This window comes from Armatimonadota bacterium, from assembly GCA_013314775.1.
In the GTDB taxonomy this organism is placed as follows: domain Bacteria; phylum Armatimonadota; class Zipacnadia; order Zipacnadales; family JABUFB01; genus JABUFB01.
The window spans coordinates 18,734-43,661 of record JABUFB010000009.1 but is presented as its reverse complement, the minus strand read 5'-3'; the positions used below and the strand labels follow the sequence as shown (position 1 = coordinate 43,661).

Here is a 24,928-nt window from a genome sequence, read left to right as displayed (position 1 = left end):
GTACGGGCCCGGGAGCGCGAAACACCATATCGCCCCGGGCTAAGTGCTGAGGGCAGACCATTGGCTGAACAGATTGCCGTACTCATCCAACCGGACGGCCTGCAGGTCCGCGCAGTCGCCGGCACGTTGGTGTCCGACATCACCCACGCGGCCGATATCGACCTACACCTGCCATGCGCGGGGCGGGGAACCTGCGGCAAGTGCAAGTTCACGGTCATTGAGGGTAACGTCTCGGAACCCACTGACGCTGAGAGACGCGCGCTGGATGAAACCGAGCTCGCTCAGGGCGTGCGCCTCGCCTGCCAGACGCGGGTTCTGGGAGATGCAGTCGTTCTGGTCCCTGCCACTGCGCGCGTCATCGGCACCAAGTCCCTCGATGGCGAACTGGTCCGGCCTGTGGCGCTCGAGCCCAATGTGCGGCAGATTCCGGTGAAGCTCGATCCGCCGGCGCTCGAAGACCAGCGCAGCGACTTCGACCGACTCGCAACCGCACTTGAGCCGCTGGTGCCGCGCCTCTATGCCTGTCCACCCGCTCTGCAGCGCCTGCCGGAAGCGTTACGGGCGGATCATTTCCAGGTAGTCGCCTCCATCGTCGGTTCACGCCTCGTGGACGTTCACCCAGGTCTCGAGCCGCCCCGCACCCTGGGGGTAGCAGTGGACATCGGGTCCACCACCGTTGTCGCCTATGTGGTAGACTTGCTCACCGGCAGGCAGCTCTCGGCGGCTGCGGCTTACAATGAACAGGGTCGTCATGGCGCGGACGTTATCTCCCGTATTGAATACTCCAACAGCCACGAGGGAGGGTTGGAGGAGCTTCGGGAGCTGGTTGTGGGCACGGTCAATGACGTCATTGACAAGGCGCTGGCAAATTGCGACTGCCGACACGAAGAGATCTACGAGGTGACGGTGGTCGGGAATACGGCCATGAACCACTTCTTCATGGGGCTGGACCCGCGCTACGTCGCCCAGGCGCCTTACATCCCTGTAAGCTCGCGGCCCCAGGAGTTGCGGCCGGCTGACGCGGGGCTGAGAATGAACCCGCGCGGCAACGTGTTCTGTCTCCCTGTAATCGCCGGTTTCGTGGGCGCTGATACTGTAGGGGTAATCCTGGCCACCGACATGATCGAGCGCCCGCGTCCTGTGCTTGCGGTAGACATTGGCACCAACGGCGAAGTGGCACTGTGGACCGGGAAAAAGCTGCTGGTGACCTCCTGCGCGGCTGGTCCTGCCTTCGAAGGAGCACAGATCGAGCACGGCATGCGCGCCGCGCCCGGCGCAATTGAGCATGTCTCAATCGACGGCGACGACATCTCGATTCAGACAATCGACGGCCAAGAGCCCGTGGGGATCTGCGGATCGGGGCTTTTCGACGCCTTGGCGGTGGCGCTGGAACTGGGCGTGGTGGATCAGGGCGGGCGATTCGTGAACGGTTCGCTTCCGGAGAACATGTCGGCGGCCGCTCAGGCGCGTATTGTGGGCGACGGTAACGAACGTCGTTTCCTGCTGAGCGCTCTGGATGCCGCGCGTCCGATCTATCTTTCGCAGCGGGATGTGCGTGAACTGCAACTGGCGAAAGGTGCTGTTCGTGCCGCCATCGAATTACTTCTGCAGTTTTCGGACCTTTCCGCTGACGATCTCGACGAGATCCTGCTCGCCGGCGCGTTCGGGAACTATATCGACCCGGCGAGCGCCCTGCGCATGGGGATGCTTCCGCCTGTTCCTCTGGAGCGGATCAAAGGGGTCGGGAACGCTGCGGGCGCCGGTGCGCTGCTTGCCCTGATCTCGAAGGAAGAGCGCAGAACGTCGGTGGAGATTGCCGCTTCGGCTGAGCACATTGAGCTCTCGCGCCGGCCCGAGTTCCAGATGGCCTTTATGGAAACGATGATGTTTCCTTAGGTGTTGCACCGCATAGGCCTTTCGGCTACACTATGCGGACCCACGGATGGTTCCGAATGGAGACAGGAGGACACGTTCAATGGCGGACCTGCAGGCCTTGGCGGACAGTGTCATCGCGGGCAAGCGCGATGATGTCGCGAAGTTGACGCAAGCGGCCGTGGACGAAGGCGTATCCCCGGCTGACATCATCAATGACGGTCTCATCGCAGGAATGTCCGTCGTTGGTGAGAAGTTCAAGAACAACGAGTTCTACGTGCCGGAGGTCCTGATCGCCGCGCGCGCCATGCACGCGGGGATGGACATCATCAAGCCCCTGCTGGCCGAAAGTGGAGTTCAGCCCCGAGGAAAGGTTGCCATCGGCACGGTCAAGGGCGACCTGCACGACATCGGCAAGAACCTCGTGGCTATGATGCTCGAGGGTGGCGGCTACGAAGTGCTGGACCTCGAGGTCGACGTTCCAGCCGAGAAGTTCGTGGATGCCGTCAAGAGCGGGGGCGCGGACGTGGTCGCGCTGTCTGCACTCCTGACCACGACGATGCCCGCGATGAAGGACACCATTGATGCGCTGAAGGAGGCCGGTGTGCGCGACCAGGTCAAGGTCGTCATCGGTGGCGCGCCCGTGACTCAGAACTACGCGGATGAGATCGGCGCGGACGGGTACGCCCCGGATGCGGCGTCCGCCGTGGACAAGGTCAGAGAACTGCTGGGCTAGAGTGCTGTGCACAGAAGCGTCTGATACCGGGTCCGGTGGCATTCGGTCCGCCGGACCCGGGTTGTGTTGTCTGCGCGAAGGTGTGCCAATGAAGCCGGGATCGCTGACCACCATGCTGCCATTCTTCATTATCCTCATCGTCGCCATCGGCCTTGGTGCAGCCGGGCAGATCATGCTCAAGGCCGGGCTGAAGCAACTTCCGGCAGATGCCGCCGTGAGCGCAATCATCGCGTCCATCTTCACCAACACCCGTGTCTTCGCGGGGTTCGTCTGCTACGGCCTGAGTTCGCTGGTCTACCTGGTGGCCATCAAGCATCTCCCGCTGAGCCTGGCTTACCCGATGGTGGCCCTCAGCTACGTTCTCGTGGTTGCAGCATCGTGGAAGCTGTTCCATGAGGAGATCCCTCCGCTTCGCATCGCCGCGATTGCGGTCATCCTCGCCGGGGTCGTGATGCTGGCCTTCAGTTCCGAAAACGGAGGCGCAGAGAGCGCGAAGTCCGCCCCTGCCCCTTCGGCTATGTCAGACGCAGGCACGGGGAACCACTGATCTCCCGGTTCCCAGCACATTCCGGACACAGTACAATGAAGCTGGCGGATGCCGGCTTTTTTGCTGTCTGCAGGAGGGTCAGACTGCCCGCATGAGCGCACCGATGTGGTGCAAGCCCGCGGTTCTTGCGCCTGCATTTCTGATCCTGGTGATCGCCGGGTTCTGGGCGCCGTGGTACCTGCAGGGCAAAGTGCCGGTGCCTGCCGACCAGCAGACATGGATGCTGCCCTGGGCGGATGAGTACCCGCCGATTGAGAAACCCGTGCAGTGGCAAGCCTGGTGGTGGGATGGAGTTGCGCAGTTCTACCCGTGGCGCGCGAAACTCGGGCGCGAACTGGCTGCCGGTCGCATCCCCCTATGGAACGAGCAGCAGTTCTGCGGCTACCCCTTCGCCGGCAACGGTCAGTCTGCGATCTTCTATCCGCCCAACTGGCTCTACGCGATGATCCCTTCCCGCGTGTGCCTGGTTCTCTCCGCGCTGCTCCACCACATACTCGCTGCGCTGCTCACCTTCGCCTTCCTGCGAATCTTGGGCATCAACGCCGTGAGCGCTACCTTTGGGGGCATGACATACGCCCTCGGCGGGCCGATGATCGGCCTGGTTCCCCTGCCCACCATGACCAATGCCGCTGCATGGCTGCCCGGGTGCCTGCTGGGTGTTGAGATGATCTCACGCAGGCGCCGAGGCTCTGCAAGAACCGGCGCCGTAGTGTGCGGAGGCTGCGCCGGGATGGCCGTCCTGTCCGGGCACCTTCAGATCGCGGCGTATGTTCTGCTGGCGACACTGGTCTACGCGGCAGCGCGATGGTTGCATGCTCTCCTGCACGGCAAGGGACGAGGGCTTTCGTGGCTGCTGGTCGCGGGGCTGACCGCCGGGCTGCTTGCTTCGGTGCAGCTGCTTCCGGGGCTCGAACTCGCGCAGCTTTCCCCGCGCGGCGGGGCCCAGGCGGATCCCGGTCTGTTCGGGTTCCACAAACGTTTTGCGCTGCAGCCCGCAGAGCTGATCACTTTTGTGTTCCCGGATGCCCTGGGGCACCCAGCGCGCAGTGACTACCCGCTTTTCAGCTACGGCGAACGTGCCGGCTTTGCAGGCATCAGTGCGCTGCTGCTGGCTGTAATGGGGCTGGCGTTGTCCAGGCGATGGTGGCGTTGGGCCTTCTTTCTCATGGCGGTCCTCGTACTATGGGCGGCCATGGCCGGACCACCTGCCCTGCTGGTTTTCAGGCTGGTGCCCGGCGTGGGTCTTGCGGGAGGCTTTGTGAGGCTGCTGTTCCTGTATACCTTCGGGCTTGCTGTGCTCGCGTCCCTGGGGCTGGACGCGTTACAGTCCCGGCTGACCAATTGCCGACCGGATCTGGCCAGATTTGCGCCGGTTGCAGCCGTGGCGGTGCTTGTCGTACTGTCTGCTGAACTCACCGGGTGGGGCTGGATGACCATTCCCCGCGCCCCGGGGGATCGCCTGTACCCGGATACTGCGCTGATCCACAGGCTCCAGGAGGAAGCGGCGCCCGGGGAAAGGCTGCTCGCCGTCACCCCGCGCCACCAGTGGACGCTCCTGCAAAGGCCCCGGGCGCTGATGCCCCCCAACTCAGCCTCCGCTTACCCGGGCCTGGAGAGCATTCAAGGCTACGATTCGCTCTACCCCCGCGCCAGTCTGACGCTGGCCGGCCTGATCGAGAACGGCGCGACGCCTTCGCCCGAAGCCAATGGGAACATGATTCTGCTGGAGAACACCCAGTCGCCGCTGCTGCGGCTCGCGGGGGTGCGCCGGGTGCTGACCGAAGCGAGTTCGGCATCAGGAGACGATGTGGTGAACGGGGTGCGCATTACGCCGCGGGCCGACACGCTTCCCAGGGCTTTCGTCACTCGCCTGCCGGTGGAAGACAAACGCCGAGGCACGCGGATGCTCACGCGGCTGGCTATGTCTCAGCCATCCGAAAGAGTGCGGATCACGTCTCTGGAGCCCGGTGCGTTGGCGGCTGAAACCCCTGCGCTGCCTCCGGGCAGACGGCTAGTCATCACCAACACCGCCTATCCGGGGTGGCGCGCCTGGCAGGATGGCAGGGCTCTCCCGGTTCATTCGGTAGGCGGCGTGTTTCAGGCTCTGAAGCTCGATTCGGGCGCCGCTGGCCGGGTGTTCCTCGCTTACTGGCCCGGGACTGTGCTAGCGGGGCTGTTCCTTCATCTTGTGGGGGCAGGAACCATTGCCGGGCTTCTGGCCTTTGAGTATTTCAGACGGCGCGATGTGCACCTGACAGAGCCCGGGATCGGTTAGCTGCCTGTGCATGAGACCCTGCTGGTGTTTCCGCGAACCAGGTATCCCTCAGGCGACCCGCCGCTTGGGGTGGCTTACCTTGCGTCATGCCTGCGAGAGGCGGGGCATCCAGCGCGCATTTTCGATGCTACTTTCTGCAAGCGCCCCTTCGAGGACTTCGCCCGCGAGCTGAATGAGCATCGGCCACGTCTGGTGGCTATTTCGACGCTCACCTCGATGCTGGACAGCGCGGCGCGGATGGCCCGGATTGCAGCGGACGTCCTGCCCGAAGCCGTGATTGTCCTCGGAGGGCCGCATCCAACCGTTGAGCCGGAAAGCGCCGCGCGGTTGCCTGGAGTGAGTGCCGTCTGTGTGGGCGAAGGCGAACGCGCGCTTCCGGCGCTACTCAATGCCGACCTGGATTGGCGAGGCATCCAGGGGTTCGGTTACGTGGAGAATGGGCATTTCATCTCCACCGGCTGCGCACAGCCGGTGGATGACCTCGATGATGTGCCGTTCCCGGCGTGGGACCTGCTGGATATGCCCCGCTACCTGCGGCTGTGGTACCATCTGGATGCTGTGGGCATGGGGCTGCGTGGGACGTCGATCATCGCGTCGCGTGGCTGCCCATTCAACTGCGCATATTGCCAACCCACGCTGCACACAATCTTTGGCAAGCAGATCAGGCGACGCTCTACGGGCAATGTTGTTGCGGAGCTGTCGGAACTCAAGGGCCGCTTCGGGATCGACGGCGTGATGTGGCTGGACGACACCTTCTTGCTGGACCGGGCCTGGATGCGCGAACTGTGCGGGGAGATGGTTCGGGCGCGGCTGGGGCTGGTATGGGGATGCAATGTGCGCGCGGACGTGGTGGACCGCGAGACACTTGCGGTCATGAAGGAAGCAGGGCTTCGGATCATTCACCTGGGGATCGAATCCGCAAGCCAGCGGATCTTGGACGAGATCTACCAGAAGGGGATCACCATCGACCAGGTGCGCGGCGCAGTGGCGATGGCGAAGAATCTGGGATTGTGCGCACGGGGGTATTTCATGCTGGGCGCGCCCACGGAGACTGAGCAGGAGGCGCGGGCGACGGTGGAACTGGCCTGCTCGCTGCCCCTGGACGACGCCACCTTCAGCATCACCACACCCTTACCCCATACCCACTTGTGGGATATGACGCGGCAGCTTGTGGGCCTGGAAATGACGGACATGGACTACTACAAGGTGCCGGCCTACCGTTCGGCGCAGGTCTTGCCGCCCGGGAAGCTGGTGCGGCTCAAGCGCGAAGCTTACTTGCGTTTCTACCTGGGACGCAAGCGGTTCTGGCGCACGGTGCAGTCGGTCTGCTCACCCATGGGCCTGCAGAAGACGTTGCTCAAGCTGATGCGATTCTGATGGGACCCAGACACGGCTTGGGATGAAAGGACGAGTCTCCGGGCGAGAAGTTGTGTGGGTGCTGGTCTGGGCCGCGGCGGTGATGGGCGCCACCGCGGTCCCGTATGCACTTGCGCGAGCGGAAGCCGGGCCGGAGCGCGCCTTCGCGGGTTTCATCTGGGGCGTGGATGATGGGAATGTGTACCTGTCGTGGGTGAGGCAGGCGGCCGAGGGCAAGTTGCTCCTGGGCAACCCGTACACCACGAAGGACCAGTCCCCCCATTTCCTGAACCTGTTCCTGCTGGCGCTCGGGCGAATCTGCCGTGTCACCGGGATCACACCGCCGGCGGCGTTTATGGGTTCGCGATATGCCTGCGGAGTCCTGTGTTTGCTGGCCATCTACCTGCTGGCGGCGGAAGTAACCGCGAGCAGAATCGCCCGGGCGGCGGCGCTGGTGCTGGCGTCGGTGTCTTCGGGGCTGGGCTGGCTCGTGGTGATGTTCGGGTCCGAAGGCGGTCAGCTTGGCAGCCTGAGCTTCCAGCCCATGGATGTCTCCAATGGCTGGCAGACCCAGCCCGAGGCCATCGTCTTTCTATCATTGCTGCTCAACCCCCTGTTTGCCCTGTCCCTGGCCCTGATGGCCCTCACGGCGCGGGAACTGCTCAGGATGTCGGCGCCGGATGGGCTCTGGGGCGCAGTCCGGGCGGGTCTGGCGCTTCTGGTGCTGGGCAACATACACGGCTATGACATTTTCGTGCTGCATGCTCTGGCGCTGTGCTGGCTGCTCGCGAACTGTCTGGCCGGGCGCCTGAACTGGGTGCGAGGGGTGGCCCTGTATGCGCTCATGGCGGCCATCTCCGCGCCGTCGGTGATCTGGGCCTGGTATGGCGCACAGGCAGACCCGAGTTACGCCGCGAAGATCAACACGCCGACGCTGTCGCCTCGCCCGCTGGACGTGGCGCTTGGGTTCGGACTGGTGCTGGTGATGGCGGCGGCCGGGGTGCGCATCGCCTGCGGGCAGCGCACAGGCAGGTTGGGTCAGGTCCTTGCGGTGGGCTGCGCGCTGGTGGCTATCGCGTCTGCTCTCGCGCACGTGCCGGGGATGCCGGGGAGCCTGAAGTTCGCCGCATTCTTGCTCCCGGTGCTGGCGCTCGTGGCCACCTCGGGTCTGAAGGGTGAACCAGATGTCCCTTGGCGCAGAGCGTTCCCGGTTTTATGGGCGGCATGTGGGTTCGCGGTGATCTATCTGCCCGCACCTTTTCAGCGGAAAATGCTGGAAGGGCTGCATATCCCGCTCTGCATTTTGGCGGGGATCGCGCTGGCGAGCCTCATTCAGAGGCCCCCGGGAATCCTCGCGGGTCTGGGGAGACCAGTCCGGGTTGGGCTTGCGGCGGCCCTGGTCGTGGCCACGCTGCCGTCGAACCTGCTGCTCGTGAGCGACTGCATGCGCCACGTGCGCGCCAATAACCGGACGCTCCTGCACGTTCTCGCGCCGCCGGTGTACCTGGCGAGGTCGGAACTGCAGGGGATGCGCTGGCTGGCCGACAATGCGGCGGAGGGCAGCATCGTGATGGCCTCGAGCCTGACGGGGAACCACATCCCGGCGCACGCGCCCTGCCGCGTGGTCGCCGGGCACTGGGCTGAGACCATCAATTTCGCGGCTTACGTGGCCACGGTCGGGCATTTCTACAGGCCGACGACGGCGGCGCCGGAGCGTCTGGCCGCTTTGGACTACTGCCGCGCGGAGTACGTCTGGTACGGCCCGCAGGAGCGTCTGCTGCAGGAAGCACAGGGCGACGAGCCGGTGGATGTTGCTGCCGGCTTGCCCGGCCTGAAGACTGTGTACACCAATGATACCGTGCGCATCTACCGACGGGTGCGGGAGGCAGACAGACCGCGTGATCCAGCCCAGGTTGTCCCTGGTGTTCCCTGCGTACAATGAATCCGCGCGCATCGAGACTGCGCTGCGCGAGGCCCTGGCGTACCTGGATTCCCGGGGCATCGCAGGCGAAGTGGTGGTGGTGAACGACGGTAGCCGCGATGACACGCTGGAGAAGGCACAGGCGGTTGCCAACGCCGACTCACGGGTGAAAGTCTTGACCCACGCCCCAAATCGCGGCAAAGGATACGCGGTGCGCGAGGGAATGCTGAAAGCACAGGGCGAGTTCCGCGTCTTCCTGGACGTGGACCTTGCGACCCCGGTGGACCAGGCGGATTCACTGCTGGCCGAACTGGAACGGGGCGCGGATGTAGTCATTGGGTCGCGGCACATGCCGGGCGCAGTGATTGAAGTGCATCAAAGCTGGATCCGGCGCTGGATGGGCACGGCCTTCCGAGTCATCGCGGCGGCCTTGCTGCCGCTGAGGGTGTCCGATGTGACCTGCGGGTTCAAAGGCATGCGCGGGGATGTGGCCGGCGACCTGTTTTCGGTACAGCAGGAGACCGGGTGGGCGTTCGACGCGGAATTGATTTTCGTGGCTCGCAAGTGGGGCTTGGACCTGCGCGAGGCGCCGGTACGCTGGCGCGATTCAGGGGAGACCCGGGTGCGTCCTCTCGCAGCGGCGATCAGCTCCTTCCAGGAGATTCTGCGCATCCGGGCTCACGACAGGAGGGGCTGCTATGTCCGGCCCGGGAGCCCGTAAGCGGGGCGAGTTCATCCCCTACGCGGTGCTCGCGGTGCTAGCCGTGGGCTTCCTTTGGCGCTGCAATTTCGGCGGGAAAGTGATGCTGCCGGGGGACCTGCTCCTGCTTATGGAGCCCTGGAAGCACTATTCCGGGCAGTTCCCGGAGTTCCGGCAGGTTAGCAACCCCATCCTCGACGCAGTTCAGCAGTTCTACCCCTGGCGGAAGTTCGCGGGAGAGAGCCTGCGCGCGGGACAGATACCCTTCTGGAACCCGTATGAGCTCTGCGGCAATCCCTTTGTGGGCAATAACCAGTCCGCGGTGTTCTACCCCGAGACGTGGCTGAGCGCCTTCATGCCCGCCGAAAGAGCGCTGGGCTGGGCGACATCTGTTTACTTCCTGATTTCCGGTGCGCTGATGTACGCCTTCCTGCGGGCGCTGGAATTGCGCCGAGCTGCGTGCTTGCTCGGCGCAATCGCATTCATGTTCAACGGGTTCGTGATCGGCTGGCTCTGCTTCCCCAGCTTCCGGTCGGTTCCGGGCTGGTTGCCGGGCATGCTGCTGGGCGTGGAGATGATGGCGCGCGGTCGCAGAGGTCTGGGAGCTGCAATCTGCGCGTTCTGCACCGGGCTGCAATTTCTTGCGGGCAATCTCCACATCTCCCTGTACATCCTCCTGATCTTCGCGGCCTACGCGGTCTTCCGGTCTGTGGTTGTATGGCGCGCGGAAGGCCGCTCGAGGGCGGTTTCAGCAGCGTGGTGGATCGCCTGTGGGGTGGGAATCGGCGGGGCGCTGGCTTGCGCTCAGCTCTTGCCCACCCTGGAACTCGCGGGCCTCTCCAGCCGGGCCGGAGGCGCTCCGTATCTGAAGATACTGGAGAACGCGCTGGCTCCGCAGGCGCTTCTCGCGGGGCTCATGCCGGACCTGTTCGGCAATCCGGTGGACTACAACCACTGGGGCGCGGAACTGGGCAAGGTCTACCGGGCGTACACCGAAAGCACCTTCTACGTGGGGGTGCTGCCGCTTCTGTTCGCGCCGCTGGCGTTCACGTACAACCGGCGCGAGCCCCTGTTCTGGCTTGGGGTGGCAGTCGCGGGAGCGCTGCTGGCGACGGGGACCCACCTGAACGCGGTTCTGTACTATCTGGTGCCCTCGTTCAGTTCGCTCTCCGGGATTGGCCGGGCCGTAGTGATGATCTGCATCGGGGTCTCTATGCTCGGGGCATACGGGGCACACGCCCTGCTGGAGATGGCGCGGAAAGAGCCGGACCAGATCGCACGGCGGGTGGCGGCGTGCGGGTTGGGCCTGGGGCTGATCGGGCTGATCGCTGGGCTCTGGGTGTGGATGGCGACGGCGCAGTTCGAGCGCGCGCTGCCAGGTATTGGCGACTACACGTTGGCGCAGATTGGCCGCTTCGCGCTGTTTGTGGTGCTTGGAGCGGCCGGTGCGGTGGTCATGCGGGCCAACCACCGGGTCGGCGTCTCCATCGTCATCCTGTGCCTGACGGCCGATCTGTACCTGTATGTGGACAAGTTTACTCCGGCCACGAACCCGGCCTACCTCCATGTGAAAGCTCGGGCAGTGGAGACCATGCAGGCGGAACCAGGACCGTGTCGCATACTGTCGCTGGGCAAGGACCCGATACGGCGCATGCCCCCGAATACCCCCATGCTATTCGGGCTCCAGGACATTCAGGGATCGGACTCCCTGGAAATCGGCGCGTACCGGCGAGTGTGGTCGGAGTATTGTACTGATGAGCGCGGCTTTCCGCAGCCTGACCCGAGCCGGCCCGTGATGGACCTGCTGGGGGTGCGGCTCGTGCATTCCTCCTTCCCCCTGGAGGGTGTTGCCGGGCTGGCACTGGTTTCAGATTTCGACGGATACCTGTACCGGAACGCGGAAGCCCTCGACCGCGCTTTTGCGCTGGCGAAGATGCCGCAGAGCCCGGGTAGCGCGCAGGAGGTAGCGGCGAAGCGCTTCAGACCGGGCAAACAGGGGCGCGGTGAAGTGAGTGAAGTCCGGCACGAGACGAATGTGGTCACGGTTCGTGGTAGTTTTGTCCCCGGCGAGGCGGTGGTTCTCGCGGACACTTACTTCCCCGGTTGGCGGGCGTTCGCGGACGGCAAACCAGTTCCGGTGCGACGGGTGTTCCATGCCCTGCGCGCAACACCGGTGGATGAGCCGGCGCGAGGGATCTGGTATGTGTACGTGCCCGGGAGCGGATGGGTTGGCGGTTTCTTGACGCTGACGGCATTGGGGATGATTGCGGGGCTGATTGTTGCGGAGAAGGGGGGCGGGCGAACCAGGCATGACGGCTCGGACCGCTGAAAACTCCGTACCGGCACGACGCCTCGCGCTGCCCCTGGTGGTCTTCGCGCTGTCCCTGGTGGTTCTCATGGCCACAGACAGCATGTATGGGATCACCTATGATGAGCCGATCTACCAGTCAAAGTCGATCCAGGCGTTGGAGTGGTTGCGGCTCTTCGCCACGAGCCCCGGGCTGGCGACGTCGGAGTTCGGCGTGAACCGTTACTGGCAGGCAAAGGACCGGCACCCGGGGTTTTTCAAGCTCCTGACTGCAAGTTGCGGGGCCACGCTGGGCAGGCTGGTTGCGTACAACGCCACCTGGCGCACGGGGACAAACCTGCTGGCCGCCCTGTGTGTTGCAGGGCTTTGTTGCTGGGTCTCGGGGCTCTGGGGGCGCGCGGCGGGAATTGTGGCGGCGGGATCGCTGCTGCTTATGCCGCGAGTATTCGCCCACTGCCACCTGGCGGCGCTGGATGCGCCTGTCATGTCCCTGAGCTTCCTGGCGGTGGTGGCTAGTTGGTCGGCTTGCCGGCGCGCTGGGCGAAGCTCGTGGGGTTGGGCAGCGCTGGCAGGAGTGCTGTGGGGGCTTGGACTGGGCACGAAGCTGAATGCCTTCTTCGTGCCGTTCATCGTTTTCCCGTGGGTGTTGGTGTTCGCCAGGCGCGGATTTTGGCCCCTGGCGGCGTGTTTCGCGTTGCTGGGGCCGCTGAGCTTCTGGGTCACCTGGCCGTGGCTGTGGCACGATACGCTGCCGCGATTCTTGGAGTACTTCCGTTTCCATCTGCAGCATTACCCGGTCTCAGTGATGTACCTGGGGCGCAACTGGGACTACGCGCCGTGGCATTACCCCTTGGTGATGACGCTGGTGACCACGCCGCCTGCAGTGCTGGTTCTGGCGGTAGTGGGCATGAGCAGGCTCTGGGGCCGAAAGCGGCTTGAACGGGGACCCATGCACATACGGAAGGCGGCCCTGGTCCTTGCGGGGTGGGCGCTGGTGGTGAACATCCTGCCTAACTGTCTGCCCGAAACGCCCAAATACGGCGGCGTGCGGCTGTTTCTGCCCGTTTTCCCGTATCTGGCGCTGTTCGCCGCAGTGGGGTTTCAGGAGATCCTCGGCAGGGCAGTGGAATTGCTGCGGCCCCGGGTGCAGGTGGATGACCTGAGGCCGAAGCTGGCGGCACTGGCGGTCTTTCTCGCGCTGGTAGGGCCGCTCATGGCGGTGGCTCGGTTCACACCGTACCACCTGTCATACTATAATGCCTTCATCGGCGGCCTGCCCGGTGCGGTCCGGGCGGGAATGGAGCCGACGTACTGGGGCGACACCTACCGCACAGCCGCCCTATGGCTGGCAGAACACGCCGGTGAGGGGGAGCGTGTCTGGGTGGACCCGGTGGGGTTCGAAAGCACCGTGCGGCTATTCGAGATCATGCCCCTGAGACCCGATCTGGAGACTACTTCGGGGCCAGACACGCTGTCGGAAGCGGACTGGGCGGTAACGCAGAACAAGCCCATCGAGTTCAGCCCCCCTGCCCGCAGGTTAGTGGAGAGCGCGAGGCCGGCATACACTGATGGTATTGACGGCGTGCCGCTGATCTACGTGTTCCGGATGACACCTGAAGACCAGTCTCCGGCCGAACAGATTGAGGACTGAAACCATTGCGCAAGCCAGACAGGCCCGGCAGAAGGATCAAAGCGCTGTTCTCGGATGTCGACGGGGTCTGGACCGACGGCGGGATGTATTTCAGCCAGGTCGGCCAGGCCATGAAGCGTTTTGACGTCAAAGACGGGTACATTGTGCAGTTCGCCCAGCGGGCGGGTATACAGATTGTGTGGGTGACCGGGGACGATTCCGCGATTACCCGGGCGAGGGCACGCAAACTCGGGATAGAATGCGTGTGCCCAGGTGTTGAGGGTAAGCGGGAATGTGTGCACGCGCTTCTGGAGCGCAAGGGCCTGCGGCCTGACGAGGTTGTTTTCATGGGCGATGACCTGAGCGATCTCGGGGGCATGGAAGTGGTGGGGATCACGGCGTGTCCAGCGGACGCGATGCCGGCCGTGCTGGCTGCGGCGGATTGGGTCACCGAGCGCACGGGCGGGCACGGGGCCGTGCGGGAAGTACTGGACCAGATCATGGTGTGGAATGCTGAACTGGAGCAGGAGGGCGGGGAATAGATGGACCTGTCGATCTGCATTGTGAGTTACGAATGCAGGGAGAAACTTCGGCGGTGCCTGGAGAGCATTCGGGCCAACCGCCCGTCGGTTGAGCATGAAGTGATCGTGGTGGACAATGGCTCCACCGACGGCGCGGTCACCATGCTCAAGGAACATTACTACTGGGTGCGGGTGCTGGCTAACCCCGAGAACCGGGGCTTTTCGGTGGCCATGAACCAGGCGGTGCAGGCATCAACAGGCAAGGTCATCCTCATGCTGAACCCGGATACTGAGGTCGTGGGGGATGCGTTGGGTGCATTGCTGCGGTTCGTGCGCGAGCGGCCCTGGATCGGGGCTGTTGGGCCGAAACTCGTGGATCCCGACGGTGACCCGGAGAACTCTTGCCGGGAGTTCCCCACGCTGATGAACGCTCTGTGGGACCTTACCGGGCTTTCGCGGGCGTTCAGCGGCAGCAGAGTGTTCGGGCACTACCTGATGAGCTGGTGGGATCATTCGGAACCCCGCGCGGTAGACTGGCTGAGCGGTGCCGCGCTTATGTTCACCCGCATGGCCTGGCAGAAGGTGGGCCCGCTGGATGAGGGGTTCTTTCTTCCCGCCGCCGATCTTGACTGGCAGAAGCGCCTGCAGAAAGCGGGTCTCGACCGCTGGTACCTGCCTTCAGCGCAGGTCCTCCACCACCACGGCCGCTCCTGGGGCGGGGATGAAGCGGATGAGATCGTTCCCCTGCACATGGCGGCATTCCGGTATTTCGCGAAGCACCACGGAACGCTGAGCGCCCTGGCACTGCGGGCGCTGACGATCCTGACCTTCCTTCCAAAGGCGCTGTGGGCAACCCTGCGGGCGCTGGTGCGGCCCTCTCATGACACCCGGCGCAGCTTGCGCACCGCGTTGGCCGTGTTGCGGACGGCCCTGGGCTTTCCGCCCCGGTCGTCCCTGGACGGACGAGACTTCGTACCACCTGGCAACCGGAGGCAGGGCGACGCATCTTCCGAGCCCCAGGCCAGGGCCACGGACAGCGCCACGGAGTAAGATCGCCGCAATCTTCGACCAACGCGCTGCACACTGAAAACAACTCGCGGCAGACTGCTCTGCCGGGGAACCATGGACCTGTCGATCTGCATTGTCAATTGGAACACCCGGGGTCTGCTGCGGGCGTGCCTGGAGAGCATCGACCGGGCCCGTGCGGGGCTGGATGTGCAGATCGTGGTGGTTGACAATGGCTCCTCGGACGGAAGCGCGGAGATGGTCGCCCGGGAGTTCCCGCACGTTGAACTGGTACGCAACGCGGAGAACCGGTACTACGCCGCGGCCAATAACCAGGCGCTCACCATTGCCCGCGCTCCGCTGAAGCTGCTGCTGAACTCCGACATCGAGGTTCCGCCCGATGGCCTGCGGGGGCTTGTTGACTGGATGGGCGAGCACCCGAAGGCGGGAGCCGTGGCACCCCGCCTGGTGTACCCGGACGGAAGGCCTCAGCAGTCGTGCAGGTCTTTCCCCGATCCGGACACGGTGCTGTGGGAAGTCACCGGCCTGAGCCGGTTGTTCCCCCGGAGTAAGGTCTTCGGCAAGTGGCGGATGACCTGGTGGAACTACGATGAAGACCGGCCAGTACCGCAGCCGATGGCATCCGCATTTCTGGTCCGGGATGTGGCGCTGGCCCAGGTAGGCCTGTTCGACGAGCAGTTCCCCATGTTCTTCAATGACGTGGACCTGTGCCGGAGGCTGTGGGATGCAGGCTGGGAGATCTGGTTCACGCCTTCGGTGAGCATGGTCCACCACCACGGAGGATCGACGCGGCTCGTGCGCCGGGCGATGCTGATTGAGTCCGGCCGCAGTTTCGTGGACTACTACCGCAAGCACTACCGCGGCAGGATTCCGTGGCTCGTGTACGAGATCACCGTGGCCCTGATCCGGGCGGCGTATGCCGTGAGATTGCTGGGCGCGCGCTGAGCACGGCGCGCACCGCGGAGGGATGACGGGATGCTGGACGAAAAGCTGCTTGAAATCATTGCGTGCCCCAAGTGCAAGGGCGAATTGGAGTACACCGGCGAGGAGCTTATCTGCCACTCCTGCAGCCTGGCGTATCCGATCCGAAACGATATCCCGATTATGCTCATCGACGAGGCGCGCAACACGAAAGAGAAAGGCGCGGACGAAGGAGCCGGGGAGTAGGCCGCCCGGGCCCGCTGGTGAAGCCCTGTCCGCCTTCGCACCAAGCGAATGGATCTGTCGGTGTGCGTCGTCAACTGGAACGTGTGCGATGATCTCGCCAACTGCCTCGAATCCCTGCGTGGTGGAATGCGGGGTGTGGATGGGGAGATCATCGTGGTTGACAACGCCTCGGCGGACGGCAGCGTGGAGATGGTGCAGCGACGGTTTCCCCACGTGCGGCTTATCGTCAATGACGCTAACGTGGGCTTCGCCGCGGCAAACGTCCAGGCGATGCATGAGTCCTCGGGCAGATACATCTTGCTGCTGAACCCCGACACCCTTGTGCCCCCGGGGGCCATGCGTGAACTGGTGGACTTCGCGGATGCCCACCCGGAGGCCGGAATCGTAGGCCCGAAGCTGGTCTATGGCGACGGCAGTCTCCAGGCCTCGTGCCGGTGCTTTCCAACGGTCCAGGCCGCATTGTTCCGCAACACCGTGCTGGGCGGGTTGTTCCCAAAGGCCCGGGCCAGCTCGTGCTACCTTATGGAAGACTGGGACCATTCCAGCGTGCGCGAGGTGGACTGGGTGTCCGGCGCATGCCTGATGGTGCGGCGAGAGACCTACGAACAGGTGGGCGACCTGGACGCCGGCTTCTACTGGGGTTCGGAAGACGTGGACTTCTGCTGGCGCGCGCATAAGGCAGGCTGGCGCGTTCTGTATACGCCATCCCCGGTAATCACGCACCTCGTTGGCCGCAGCACGAACCAGGTGGTGTTTCGGACCATTGTAAGGCATCACCGGAGCATGTACCGGCTGTATAGCAAGCATATCGCCACCAACCCGGTTTCGCGGGCCCTGGTATGGCTGGGAGTGTGGACGCGCGCGGGCGTGGTGATCCTGCAGGACTTGGCCCGTCATGTCTGGGGCAGACTGCTGCAGATCGCCCGGCGAGCCGGCCGACAGGAGGTGCGGGCCCAGGGATGAGCCGCCGCAGCGTGTTGCGCGGAGCCTGTCGGGTGGTCCTTGTGGGGCTGGCAGGCCTCGCGCCCATCGTGTTCGGGCGGCTGCAGGACTGGGAGATGTGCGCGTTCGTCCTGTCCGTGGGAGTTGCTCTTGCGTTCTGGTACCTGGGCGGGCGAAGCGCCCTGCCGAGCCCCTGGACGGGGGTAGACAGCCTGCTGGTGTCGGCGTTTGCCGGCACTGCGCTCGCCTGCTTTTCCTCTGTGTCCATCTATGACAGCCTTCTGCGCACAGCCCTCCTTGCCGCGGGTATCGCGATGCTCTGGCTTGCACGCGCCAGCCTTAGCAAGCCGGGCTGGCGCATGGCAGCGTGGTGGTCGCTGGTCGCCGGGGCATTCCTGGCGGGAGTCTGGGGGCTGCGCGAGTACTCCCACAGCGCCATCGCTGCCGGTAATACAAGCTGGCGCGCCTTCGGCCCGTTCTACAATCCCAACTGTCTCGGCGGATATCTCGCTCTTTGCCTGCTGGTGCCTGTGGCGCTGCTGCTCGTGGCCCGAATGGGCCCGGATGAACCTGCTGAGAGACCCAGGCGCGGAAAGAAGCGAGAACCGGCCGTGCCGGACGACTACCCCCCGCGCTACGCGGAGATCGCCGGGTTCTTCGCGGCGCTTATCTGCGGCCTGGGTCTGCTGGTGACAGGCTCGAAAGGCGCCCTGCTGGCGATCATGGCGGCAACCTTGGTTTTCGGTCTCCTCGCGGCGCACAGAGGCACCGCGCTGGCCCGAGTGTTGAGGCTGGCCGCCATCGGGCTTGTGCTGGTCACAGTGCTCGGGGCGCTCGCTGTGCCCTCGGTGAGAAACCGCATCCTCTCGGCTTTCAGTAGCCAGCAGAACTCGGGGAACTTCCGGATCTGCACCTGGCAGGGAACTGCGGAGATGATCGCCGCGCGCCCGTTGCTCGGGTACGGCCCCGGCACCTTCGAGCATGCCTACCCACGCCATGCCCGGGCGGGCTTCACCCGGCAGGCCCACCAGACCCCCCTGCAGATTCTTGCCGAACAGGGGGTGTTGGGCGGCTTGCCGGTACTGGTTGCCATCGGGGCGCTACTCGCTCAGGCCTGGCGTAACACCGGTCGGCAGACCGGCCCGGAACGGCTGCTCTCTGCCGCGGGCCTTGCGGGAGCTCTGGGGCTGTGGGTCCACAATCTCGTGGACTACACGTGGTATGTGGTGGCGCATCAGGCGGCTTTCTGGCTGATTCTGGGGCTGACCTGCTGCGCGCAGGATGAACCGACGCCGGCAGGCGACACCAAGAGATGGCCCACGTCGGTGCTTGCGGGAGCTCTGGTGTTGTTCGGCGCGGTGACGCTGTTCTCGCAGATCGAGGTGAATATCGGGCGGTACTTCGCGCAGATCGGCGCAGATCAGTTTGCGGAGCATCACCTGTCGCGAGTGCTTCCTATCGATCCGGCACGCTGGGCCGATGGGTCGCGCATACGTGAGCGTCTGGGATCGCGGGGGCGGCCGGATGAGCTCAGGAAGGCGCTGGAATTGCGGCAGAGAGCCATCGATCTTCAGCCCACGGAGCCCACCCATTACTACGCGATGGCGCGGATCTGCCAGGGCCTGGGCGACCAGACCCGGGATGCGGCCTGGTACGCAAGAGCGCTGGACTGGCTCGAACGCGGGGTACAGGCATACCCGACCTCCACCGAGATCCTCGGACGAATGCTGTTGCTCCAGGAACGCACCGCGCAGGACGATGCGGCTCTGCAGACGGCGCGACGACTGGCAGGGTTGTATGACAGCCCGGTTCGCACGGCCCAGGCGGTTGAGTACTTCACAGACCAGCATTTCGCCGATGCCTTCCTGCTCCTGGCGCAGGAGCGAATGAAGGCCGGCGACCGCGATGGGGCGCTGTACCCGGCCATCAAGGCGGCGGATGTGGCGGCATTCTGGGTCCTGCAGCAGCGCACCAACCGCCAGCTTCTCGAAGTCGGCGGACGGTACGATCCCGCGGAGATCCAGCGAGTGGAAGACGTGGCGCGGGAGGCCATGGGATTGCTGCAGGAACTCGGCACGCCGCTGGGGAATTACCATTATGCGCTGAATGCGTACCGCCTGGGCGAGTATGAGGAAGCCAGGGGTGTTCTGGAGGACATCATCCGGAGGACGGACCAGGCCGGCGATCTGGAAAAAAAGGTCGTGCTTGCGCAGGCGCACCTGACGCTGGTGGACGTGCTGCTGCAGCTTGACGAGGATGAGACGGCGCGAGCCCTCAGAGAGACGGCCATTCCCATGGCGCGCGAGACACTGAGGGCGCTGCGGGAAGCCGGGCCGGAACCGTTTCCAGGCTGGCGCGCCGAAGATACAGTGGCATTCGAGGCCGCGGTCCGGGCCGCGGCCCAGTGATTCGGGTGGCCATCCGGGCGGCTGCCTGTCAAGGTACGGGAGGGATCGACGACATGCCGCGGGTGCTGGTAATCCATGGGCCGAATCTGAACATGCTGGGAATGCGCGAGCCCGATGTGTATGGGAGCAAGACGCTGGATGAGATCAACAAGATGCTGGAAGCTGAAGCAGCGTCTCTCGGGCTGGAGCTGCGGATCATCCAGTCCAATCACGAGGGCGAGATCGTGGAAGCCATCCAGCGGGCTTTCAACGACTGCCAGGCAGTGATCATCAACCCGGCGGGCTACACTCACACCAGTGTGGTCATCCGGGACGCAATTGCAGCCGTGCGCCTGCCCACCATTGAGGTCCACCTGAGCAACATCTGGGCGCGGGAGGAATGGCGCGAGAAGTCGATGACGGCCTCGGTGTGCGTGGGGGTTGTGGCGGGATTCCAGGCCATGAGCTACGTCTTCGCACTTCGCGCCGCCCACGCCATAATTGAACAGGAAGCCTGATTGCGCCCATGGATTATGCGAAGCGTCGCAGGAAGCTGCGAGACTGGCTGGACGCCAACGGTGTGGATGCCCTGCTGATCTCCAGCGAGGCGAACCTGCGCTATCTATTCGGATTCGCAGGGGAAGGTCTCGGGGTGGTGGGCCGGGATGCCCTGGTCAGCACGGACCGCCGATACGAACTGGAGGCCGCCGGACTCCCGGGACGTGTCAAGGTGGCGCTGGTTCCCGATGGTCATCTGGCGGGTGCGGTAGAGTACCTGCAGTCCGCTCAGGCGCGCAAGGTGGCGTTCGAAGCGGACAGCACCCTCTATTCGGCCTTCGAGACCCTCAAGAGCAAGCTGTCGGACGCAGAACTCGTTCCCGCGCGCAAGGTGGTCGAGGAGCTGAGGATGACCAAGGAGCCGGCGGAGATCGACTGCATCCGGCGGGCCGCGGCGATCATGGATCAGGCGCTTGATGCGGTGCTGCCCACGGTTGAGATCGGCATCACCGAGAAGGAGATGGCGCTGGAACTAGAGCGTGCGGCCAGACTCGCAGGCGCCGAAGCCATGGCTTTCAGCACTATCTGCGCCTTCGGGTCTTCGGCCGCATTTCCCCACGCGGTGCCCAGGCAGCGAAAGCTTACCGCGGGGGATATGATCAAGATTGACTGCGGCGCGAAACTGGACGGTTATTGCTCGGACATCACCCGGACGGTGCCGCCACTGGAACCAGATGAGCGGTTCGTTGAGGTCTACTCGGCGGTGTACGATGCACAGCAAGCTGCGGTGGAGGCGGCGCGTCCGGGGATCACAGGGCGCGAGCTGGACACTGTGGCCCGGGAGATCATCGCAGAGCGTGGCTATGCGGATCATTTCAGCCACAGCCTGGGGCATGGCGTGGGGCTGGAAGTGCATGAAGGCCCGCGGGTGAGTTCGCGCAGCGACGAGATACTTCGCCCCGGCATGGTGGTGACCATCGAGCCTGGGATCTACATCGAGGGCTGGGGTGGGGTGCGTATCGAGGACTGCGTGGCAATCACCCGCAGCGGTTGCGAGCGCCTGACCAATGCGCCTAAGGCCGAACCGCCGCGCCGCTGATCGACAAAGGTGCGCTGGTCAAGTCCGTCAGGGGTACCGTGAGGTCCAGGCATCTGCGCGTCAGTTGATCCCTCGCTCGAGGGTGTCTGGTCCCACCGAGACCGCGGGCTTTGTCTGTCTGGGATTCGCTCAGCAAGCCAAAGGTGTTGATAGCGTGCCGGCATCTCGCCGGTGGGCCTTTTGCCCCACAGCCCGCGAAGCGGGTGGCAGCCTGTAGCCGGGGGCAGAAGCCCCCGGATTCCCGTCCCACGTTACGCTTTGAGCCCCTGAACGAGGGCGACCGACCGTTGCCCGCGCATCGGGTCCGGCCGCCCCTTCGGGCCTGCGGCCCTTTTTTGGCGCCGGAATCCTCCGACCTCCGCCGGGGGCTAGATGCGGACGGCTCCTGCCGGAGCCTGACAGCACACGGCACGGCTCCGACGCAACGGGCACCGGGTGCCGGCCAGACACGAGACAGGAACGCATCCCACAAAACTGATGGTCCTGGCCAGTCCCTTGGCTTTGACTTCGCCGTTCTTATCGTGTAAACTCGCTTCGGTCAGAGCAGTCGTCGGCGCGCCTTTTCGCGGGCCGATCGCGGCATTCCCACACAGGGACCGAAGAGCCGGCGCAGCCAGGATACGTCAGCCCGGCAAGAGGTGATATGTTTGGTCTCGACGCAAGATTTCAAGCCCGGTCTGACCATCGAACTGGATGGTCACGTTTACCAGATTATCTCCAGCGAACACCACAAGCCCGGCAAGGGCCAGGCAGTGGTGCGAACTCGGCTTCGCGACATCAAGACCGGCAATGTGTTCGCCAAGACTTTCCGTTCCGGCGAGAAGGTAGAACGCGCCCACGTGGAGCGCAAGGACTATCAGTACCTGTATAGCGCCGCGAATACGTACTATTTCATGGACAACGATTCGTATGAGCAGATCGAGCTCACCGCCGACCAGGTTGGCGAACTGGCCAAGTGGCTCAAGGATGGCGAGGATGTCCAGCTGGTGACGTACGAGGGCGAGCTGATCGGTCTTGAAGTCGCCAATACGGTGATCCGCGAGGTTATCCAGACTGAGCCCGGCCTGCGCGGCGACACCGCCAGCGGCGGCAGCAAGCCCGCAGTCATCGAGGGCGGCGCCACCGTCACAGTGCCGTTGTTCATCGAAGTCGGTACAAAGATCAAGGTGGATACCCGCAGCGGGGAGTATGTCGAGCGAGCATGATCGACCGCGAGCGCGTGGAACAGGTCATTGCGATGCTCAAGAACTCCTCCGCCATGGAGCTTGCGGTGCGCGAGGAGGGCCTTTACATCCGGGTGCGCCGGGCGCCGGTGGTCTCGCCGACAGTGCATGTTCCCGCACCGTCGCGTGGGGATCAGGGATCGATTGAGGCGGCTTCGGTTGCCGATGCCCCAAAGGCGGCCGCGCCCGATGACCTGGTGGTCAGGGCTCGGCTCGTGGGCCGGTTCTACCGGGGCAAAGGGCCCGGGCAGCCGCCGCTGGTGAACATCGGCGACACGGTGCAGGCGGATGCTCCGATCGCGACCATCGAGGCACTGGGCAAGATCACCGTGGTGCCGGCTCCGGAAGCCGGAGACGTCATTGAGCACCTTGCCGAAGACGGGCAGTCGGTGGAGTGGGGAACTCCGCTGATCAGGATCCGCACGAAGCAGAGGTAGGCCGCGATGAGTGACCGGCGGGGCTCGTTGTTCATCGAGGTCATTGTCGTCGTGGTCATCATCGTGCTTCTGGCCGGTGCCTATCTCGGGCTTTTCCGGCGGTCTGTCGGTGGTGAGGACGGCAAGTCCATGCCAAAGGCCGCGACGGACAAAGCCCGGGGCGTGGAATGCGCCAACAACCTGAACCAGCTTCGCATGACGATCCAGATGAAGGTGGCCGAGGACGGACAGTATCCCGCCGCGCTGGACCCGAACAACAGCATGAGCAGGTGCCCAGTCAGCGGCAAACCGTATACGTATGACCCTTTAACCGGGAGCGTTCGCTGCACAACTCCCGGGCACGAGACCTACTGAACTCTACCCCGAGAGAATGCGCCCCCTGGCAGGAGACGTGCATGTTTGACAAAGTATTGGTCGCAAACCGTGGCGAAATTGCCTGTCGTATCTTCCAGGCCTGTCGGGAGTTGAAGATCGCTACGGTCGCGGTCTACTCCGAGGCGGACAAGGATTCCCTGCACACCCGTCTCGCCGACGAGGCGGTCTGCATCGGACCGCCTCCACCCCGCGAGAGCTACCTCAACTTCGCCAATATCATCAGCGCGGCCAAGATCACCGGCGCGCAGGCTATCCACCCCGGCTACGGCTTCCTGTCGGAAGTCACGAGTTTCGCGGAGATCTGCGAGGCCAGCGGGATCGTGTTCATTGGCCCACCGTCTCACGTGATCGCGCGGATGGGCAACAAGAGCGAAGCGCGGCGGGCCATGCAGGCCGCGGGGGTGCCGGTGATTCCGGGGACGCAGGAGCCCGTGGGCAACGTCAGAGATGCGCGGGAGATTGCCGAACAGCTGGGTTACCCGGTGATGATCAAGGCCGCGCTGGGTGGCGGTGGACGGGGTATCCGTGAGGTCCATGATCCGGCTGATCTGGCGACCCAGCTGGAGCAGGCGCGGTCTGAGGCGCGAGCGGCTTTCGGCAGCGGCGAAGTGTACATAGAAAAGTGCCTGATCCACCCACGGCACATCGAGGTTCAGGTTCTGGCGGACACTCACGGCAACGTGGTGCATCTGGGTGAACGCGACTGCTCGGTCCAGCACCGCAAGCAGAAACTCATCGAGGAAGCACCGTCACCGGCCGTAAACAGCGCCACGCGACGCAAGCTGGGAGAAGCCGCGGTGAAAGCGGCCCGCACCGTTGGCTATGTGGGCGCGGGCACTGTAGAATTTCTCATGGACAAGAAGGGCAAGTTCTACTTCCTGGAGATGAACACCCGGATTCAGGTGGAACACCCTGTCACCGAGATGCTCACCGGCGTGGACATTGCGCGCGAGCAGCTACGCGTGGCCAGCGGCGAGAAACTCAGTTGTGAGCAGGGCAGCATCTGGTTCAACGGTCATGCCATTGAGTGCCGTATCCTCGCGGCTGACGGAGACGACGGCTTCCGACCATCACCGGGGAAGATCGAGCGCTGGTCCATGCCGGTTGGACCCGGCATCCGCGTGGACAGTGGCGTGGGCGGGGGCTCTACTATCCCGCCGTACTATGACCCGATGATCGCGAAGGTCATCTGCTGGGCGGAGGACCGCCCGCGGGCGATTGCCCGCATGCAGGCGGCCCTGCGCGGCATGCAGATCGAGGGCGTCAAGACCACCATTCCGTTCCATCTGCGCGCCCTCGCTGTCGAGAGCTTCCAGAGGGGCGAGACAGATACCAGCTTCATCGAGAAGATGACACAGGGAAACTGAGGGGTTTCATGCCGGATCGGGGACGCCGCAGGAGTGAGCCGAAGACGCCGCAAGGGGACATTGCGAGCAAAGGGGGAGCACGCCGCAAGGGACGGGAGTTCGCCCTGGGTCTGCTGTTCATGGCCGATGTGGGTGGTCTGAATGCCGGCGGGGCCATCATCGGCGCTGATGAGACGCTGGACATGTTCTTCGAGCAGTGGCAGATGGCGCTGGAGGAACGCCAGAAGCTGCGGGTTGAGATCGAAGACTTCGGGCGCAGACTTTTCGAAGCCTATTTCCGGGACGCGAAAGTCATCGACCAGATCATCAATGAGTTGTCCCATGACTGGGCCATCGACCGCATGCCGGGGATTGATCGGAACATCCTGCGCATGGCCCTCGCGGAACTGCGACACCTGCCCGACGTGCCCACCAGCGCGGCGATCAACGAGGCCGTGGAGCTGGCCAAGACCTACGGGACGCCCGAGTCGGGGAAATTCGTGAACGGTATTCTCGGAGCATATGCGCGGCGCGAGAAGCTGATCGCCGACGCTCAGTGATG

At 64.3% G+C, this 24,928-nt stretch carries 22 protein-coding genes; all 22 read left to right on the top strand.

Annotation, left to right across the window (positions count from 1 at the left end):
• The first annotated feature begins 60 nt into the window (after positions 1-60).
• The 22 genes from HPY44_11600 (at position 61) to nusB (ending at position 24,926) form a co-directional block, all read left to right on the top strand.
• Positions 61-1,896: a DUF4445 domain-containing protein gene (locus HPY44_11600; protein ID NSW56654.1), complete on the top strand. Its 1,836-nt coding sequence runs from the start codon at positions 61-63 to the stop codon at positions 1,894-1,896.
• Between the two features lie 79 nt (positions 1,897-1,975).
• Complete coding sequence (locus HPY44_11595; GenBank protein ID NSW56653.1) at positions 1,976-2,608, top strand: corrinoid protein; 633 nt, start codon at positions 1,976-1,978, stop codon at positions 2,606-2,608.
• A gap of 88 nt (positions 2,609-2,696) precedes the next feature.
• Positions 2,697-3,155 carry an EamA family transporter gene (locus HPY44_11590; GenBank protein NSW56652.1) on the top strand — a complete coding sequence of 153 codons (459 nt, stop codon included), beginning with the start codon at positions 2,697-2,699 and terminating at the stop codon, positions 3,153-3,155.
• 91 nt (positions 3,156-3,246) lie between these two features.
• Complete coding sequence (locus tag HPY44_11585; GenBank protein ID NSW56651.1) at positions 3,247-5,430, top strand: hypothetical protein; 2,184 nt, start codon at positions 3,247-3,249, stop codon at positions 5,428-5,430.
• Between the two features lie 6 nt (positions 5,431-5,436).
• Positions 5,437-6,807 carry a B12-binding domain-containing radical SAM protein gene (locus HPY44_11580; protein NSW56650.1) on the top strand — a complete coding sequence of 457 codons (1,371 nt, stop codon included), beginning with the start codon at positions 5,437-5,439 and terminating at the stop codon, positions 6,805-6,807.
• A gap of 22 nt (positions 6,808-6,829) precedes the next feature.
• The gene (locus HPY44_11575) at positions 6,830-8,728 is read left to right on the top strand and encodes a hypothetical protein (protein ID NSW56649.1); all 1,899 of its coding nucleotides are present in this window, start codon (positions 6,830-6,832) and stop codon (positions 8,726-8,728) included.
• Positions 8,685-9,428, top strand: a complete 744-nt coding sequence (locus tag HPY44_11570) for a glycosyltransferase family 2 protein (protein NSW56648.1) — start codon at positions 8,685-8,687, stop codon at positions 9,426-9,428. Before HPY44_11575 ends, HPY44_11570 begins: the two co-directional genes overlap by 44 nt.
• A complete protein-coding gene (locus HPY44_11565) occupies positions 9,406-11,736 on the top strand; it encodes a hypothetical protein (protein ID NSW56647.1) in 2,331 nt (776 codons plus the stop codon). Before HPY44_11570 ends, HPY44_11565 begins: the two co-directional genes overlap by 23 nt.
• Entirely contained in the window at positions 11,717-13,366 is a 1,650-nt protein-coding gene (locus HPY44_11560) for a glycosyltransferase family 39 protein (protein NSW56646.1), read from the top strand. The genes HPY44_11565 and HPY44_11560 overlap by 20 nt, the downstream gene beginning before the upstream one ends.
• Positions 13,367-13,371: 5 nt before the next feature.
• Positions 13,372-13,887, top strand: coding sequence for an HAD family hydrolase (locus tag HPY44_11555; protein ID NSW56645.1), 516 nt, complete (start codon positions 13,372-13,374; stop codon positions 13,885-13,887).
• Positions 13,888-14,916: a glycosyltransferase family 2 protein gene (locus tag HPY44_11550; protein ID NSW56644.1), complete on the top strand. Its 1,029-nt coding sequence runs from the start codon at positions 13,888-13,890 to the stop codon at positions 14,914-14,916. It abuts the gene before it with no gap.
• Between the two features lie 72 nt (positions 14,917-14,988).
• Positions 14,989-15,837, top strand: a complete 849-nt coding sequence (locus HPY44_11545; GenBank protein ID NSW56643.1) for a glycosyltransferase — start codon at positions 14,989-14,991, stop codon at positions 15,835-15,837.
• Between the two features lie 33 nt (positions 15,838-15,870).
• Positions 15,871-16,059 carry a Trm112 family protein gene (locus tag HPY44_11540; protein ID NSW56642.1) on the top strand — a complete coding sequence of 63 codons (189 nt, stop codon included), beginning with the start codon at positions 15,871-15,873 and terminating at the stop codon, positions 16,057-16,059.
• Positions 16,060-16,107: 48 nt separating this feature from the next.
• Positions 16,108-17,022, top strand: a complete 915-nt coding sequence (locus tag HPY44_11535; protein NSW56641.1) for a glycosyltransferase family 2 protein — start codon at positions 16,108-16,110, stop codon at positions 17,020-17,022.
• Positions 17,019-19,409, top strand: coding sequence for an O-antigen ligase family protein (locus HPY44_11530; protein ID NSW56640.1), 2,391 nt, complete (start codon positions 17,019-17,021; stop codon positions 19,407-19,409). The genes HPY44_11535 and HPY44_11530 overlap by 4 nt, the downstream gene beginning before the upstream one ends.
• A 53-nt stretch (positions 19,410-19,462) precedes the next feature.
• Positions 19,463-19,906 carry a type II 3-dehydroquinate dehydratase gene (gene aroQ / locus HPY44_11525; GenBank protein ID NSW56639.1) on the top strand — a complete coding sequence of 148 codons (444 nt, stop codon included), beginning with the start codon at positions 19,463-19,465 and terminating at the stop codon, positions 19,904-19,906.
• 8 nt (positions 19,907-19,914) lie between these two features.
• Entirely contained in the window at positions 19,915-20,985 is a 1,071-nt protein-coding gene (locus HPY44_11520; GenBank protein ID NSW56638.1) for an aminopeptidase P family protein, read from the top strand.
• A gap of 647 nt (positions 20,986-21,632) precedes the next feature.
• Positions 21,633-22,190, top strand: a complete 558-nt coding sequence (efp, locus tag HPY44_11515; GenBank protein NSW56637.1) for an elongation factor P — start codon at positions 21,633-21,635, stop codon at positions 22,188-22,190.
• Positions 22,187-22,645 (top strand): hypothetical protein, encoded by a 459-nt coding sequence (locus HPY44_11510; GenBank protein ID NSW56636.1) that lies wholly within the window; start codon positions 22,187-22,189, stop codon positions 22,643-22,645. The genes efp and HPY44_11510 overlap by 4 nt, the downstream gene beginning before the upstream one ends.
• 6 nt (positions 22,646-22,651) lie before the next feature.
• Positions 22,652-22,999 carry a hypothetical protein gene (locus HPY44_11505; GenBank protein ID NSW56635.1) on the top strand — a complete coding sequence of 116 codons (348 nt, stop codon included), beginning with the start codon at positions 22,652-22,654 and terminating at the stop codon, positions 22,997-22,999.
• 41 nt (positions 23,000-23,040) lie between these two features.
• Entirely contained in the window at positions 23,041-24,387 is a 1,347-nt protein-coding gene (gene accC, locus HPY44_11500; GenBank protein ID NSW56634.1) for an acetyl-CoA carboxylase biotin carboxylase subunit, read from the top strand.
• An 8-nt stretch (positions 24,388-24,395) separates the two neighbouring features.
• Positions 24,396-24,926 (top strand): transcription antitermination factor NusB, encoded by a 531-nt coding sequence (gene nusB / locus HPY44_11495; GenBank protein ID NSW56633.1) that lies wholly within the window; start codon positions 24,396-24,398, stop codon positions 24,924-24,926.
• The last annotated feature ends 2 nt before the right edge of the window (positions 24,927-24,928 follow it).

What these genes read in the sequence shown, in the direction of transcription:
- HPY44_11505 (NSW56635.1), top strand. Translation starts at nt 22,652, where the DNA reads ATGAGTGACCGGCGGGGCTCGTTGTTCATCGAGGTCATTGTCGTCGTG.
- nusB (NSW56633.1), top strand. Translation starts at nt 24,396, where the DNA reads ATGCCGGATCGGGGACGCCGCAGGAGTGAGCCGAAGACGCCGCAAGGG.
- HPY44_11510 (NSW56636.1), top strand. Translation starts at nt 22,187, where the DNA reads ATGATCGACCGCGAGCGCGTGGAACAGGTCATTGCGATGCTCAAGAAC.
- aroQ (NSW56639.1), top strand. Translation starts at nt 19,463, where the DNA reads ATGCCGCGGGTGCTGGTAATCCATGGGCCGAATCTGAACATGCTGGGA.
- HPY44_11535 (NSW56641.1), top strand. Translation starts at nt 16,108, where the DNA reads ATGGATCTGTCGGTGTGCGTCGTCAACTGGAACGTGTGCGATGATCTC.
- HPY44_11595 (NSW56653.1), top strand. Translation starts at nt 1,976, where the DNA reads ATGGCGGACCTGCAGGCCTTGGCGGACAGTGTCATCGCGGGCAAGCGC.
- HPY44_11545 (NSW56643.1), top strand. Translation starts at nt 14,989, where the DNA reads ATGGACCTGTCGATCTGCATTGTCAATTGGAACACCCGGGGTCTGCTG.
- HPY44_11520 (NSW56638.1), top strand. Translation starts at nt 19,915, where the DNA reads ATGGATTATGCGAAGCGTCGCAGGAAGCTGCGAGACTGGCTGGACGCC.
- HPY44_11550 (NSW56644.1), top strand. Translation starts at nt 13,888, where the DNA reads ATGGACCTGTCGATCTGCATTGTGAGTTACGAATGCAGGGAGAAACTT.
- HPY44_11530 (NSW56640.1), top strand. Translation starts at nt 17,019, where the DNA reads ATGAGCCGCCGCAGCGTGTTGCGCGGAGCCTGTCGGGTGGTCCTTGTG.
- HPY44_11560 (NSW56646.1), top strand. Translation starts at nt 11,717, where the DNA reads ATGACGGCTCGGACCGCTGAAAACTCCGTACCGGCACGACGCCTCGCG.
- HPY44_11585 (NSW56651.1), top strand. Translation starts at nt 3,247, where the DNA reads ATGAGCGCACCGATGTGGTGCAAGCCCGCGGTTCTTGCGCCTGCATTT.
- accC (NSW56634.1), top strand. Translation starts at nt 23,041, where the DNA reads ATGTTTGACAAAGTATTGGTCGCAAACCGTGGCGAAATTGCCTGTCGT.
- HPY44_11575 (NSW56649.1), top strand. Translation starts at nt 6,830, where the DNA reads ATGAAAGGACGAGTCTCCGGGCGAGAAGTTGTGTGGGTGCTGGTCTGG.
- HPY44_11590 (NSW56652.1), top strand. Translation starts at nt 2,697, where the DNA reads ATGAAGCCGGGATCGCTGACCACCATGCTGCCATTCTTCATTATCCTC.
- HPY44_11565 (NSW56647.1), top strand. Translation starts at nt 9,406, where the DNA reads ATGTCCGGCCCGGGAGCCCGTAAGCGGGGCGAGTTCATCCCCTACGCG.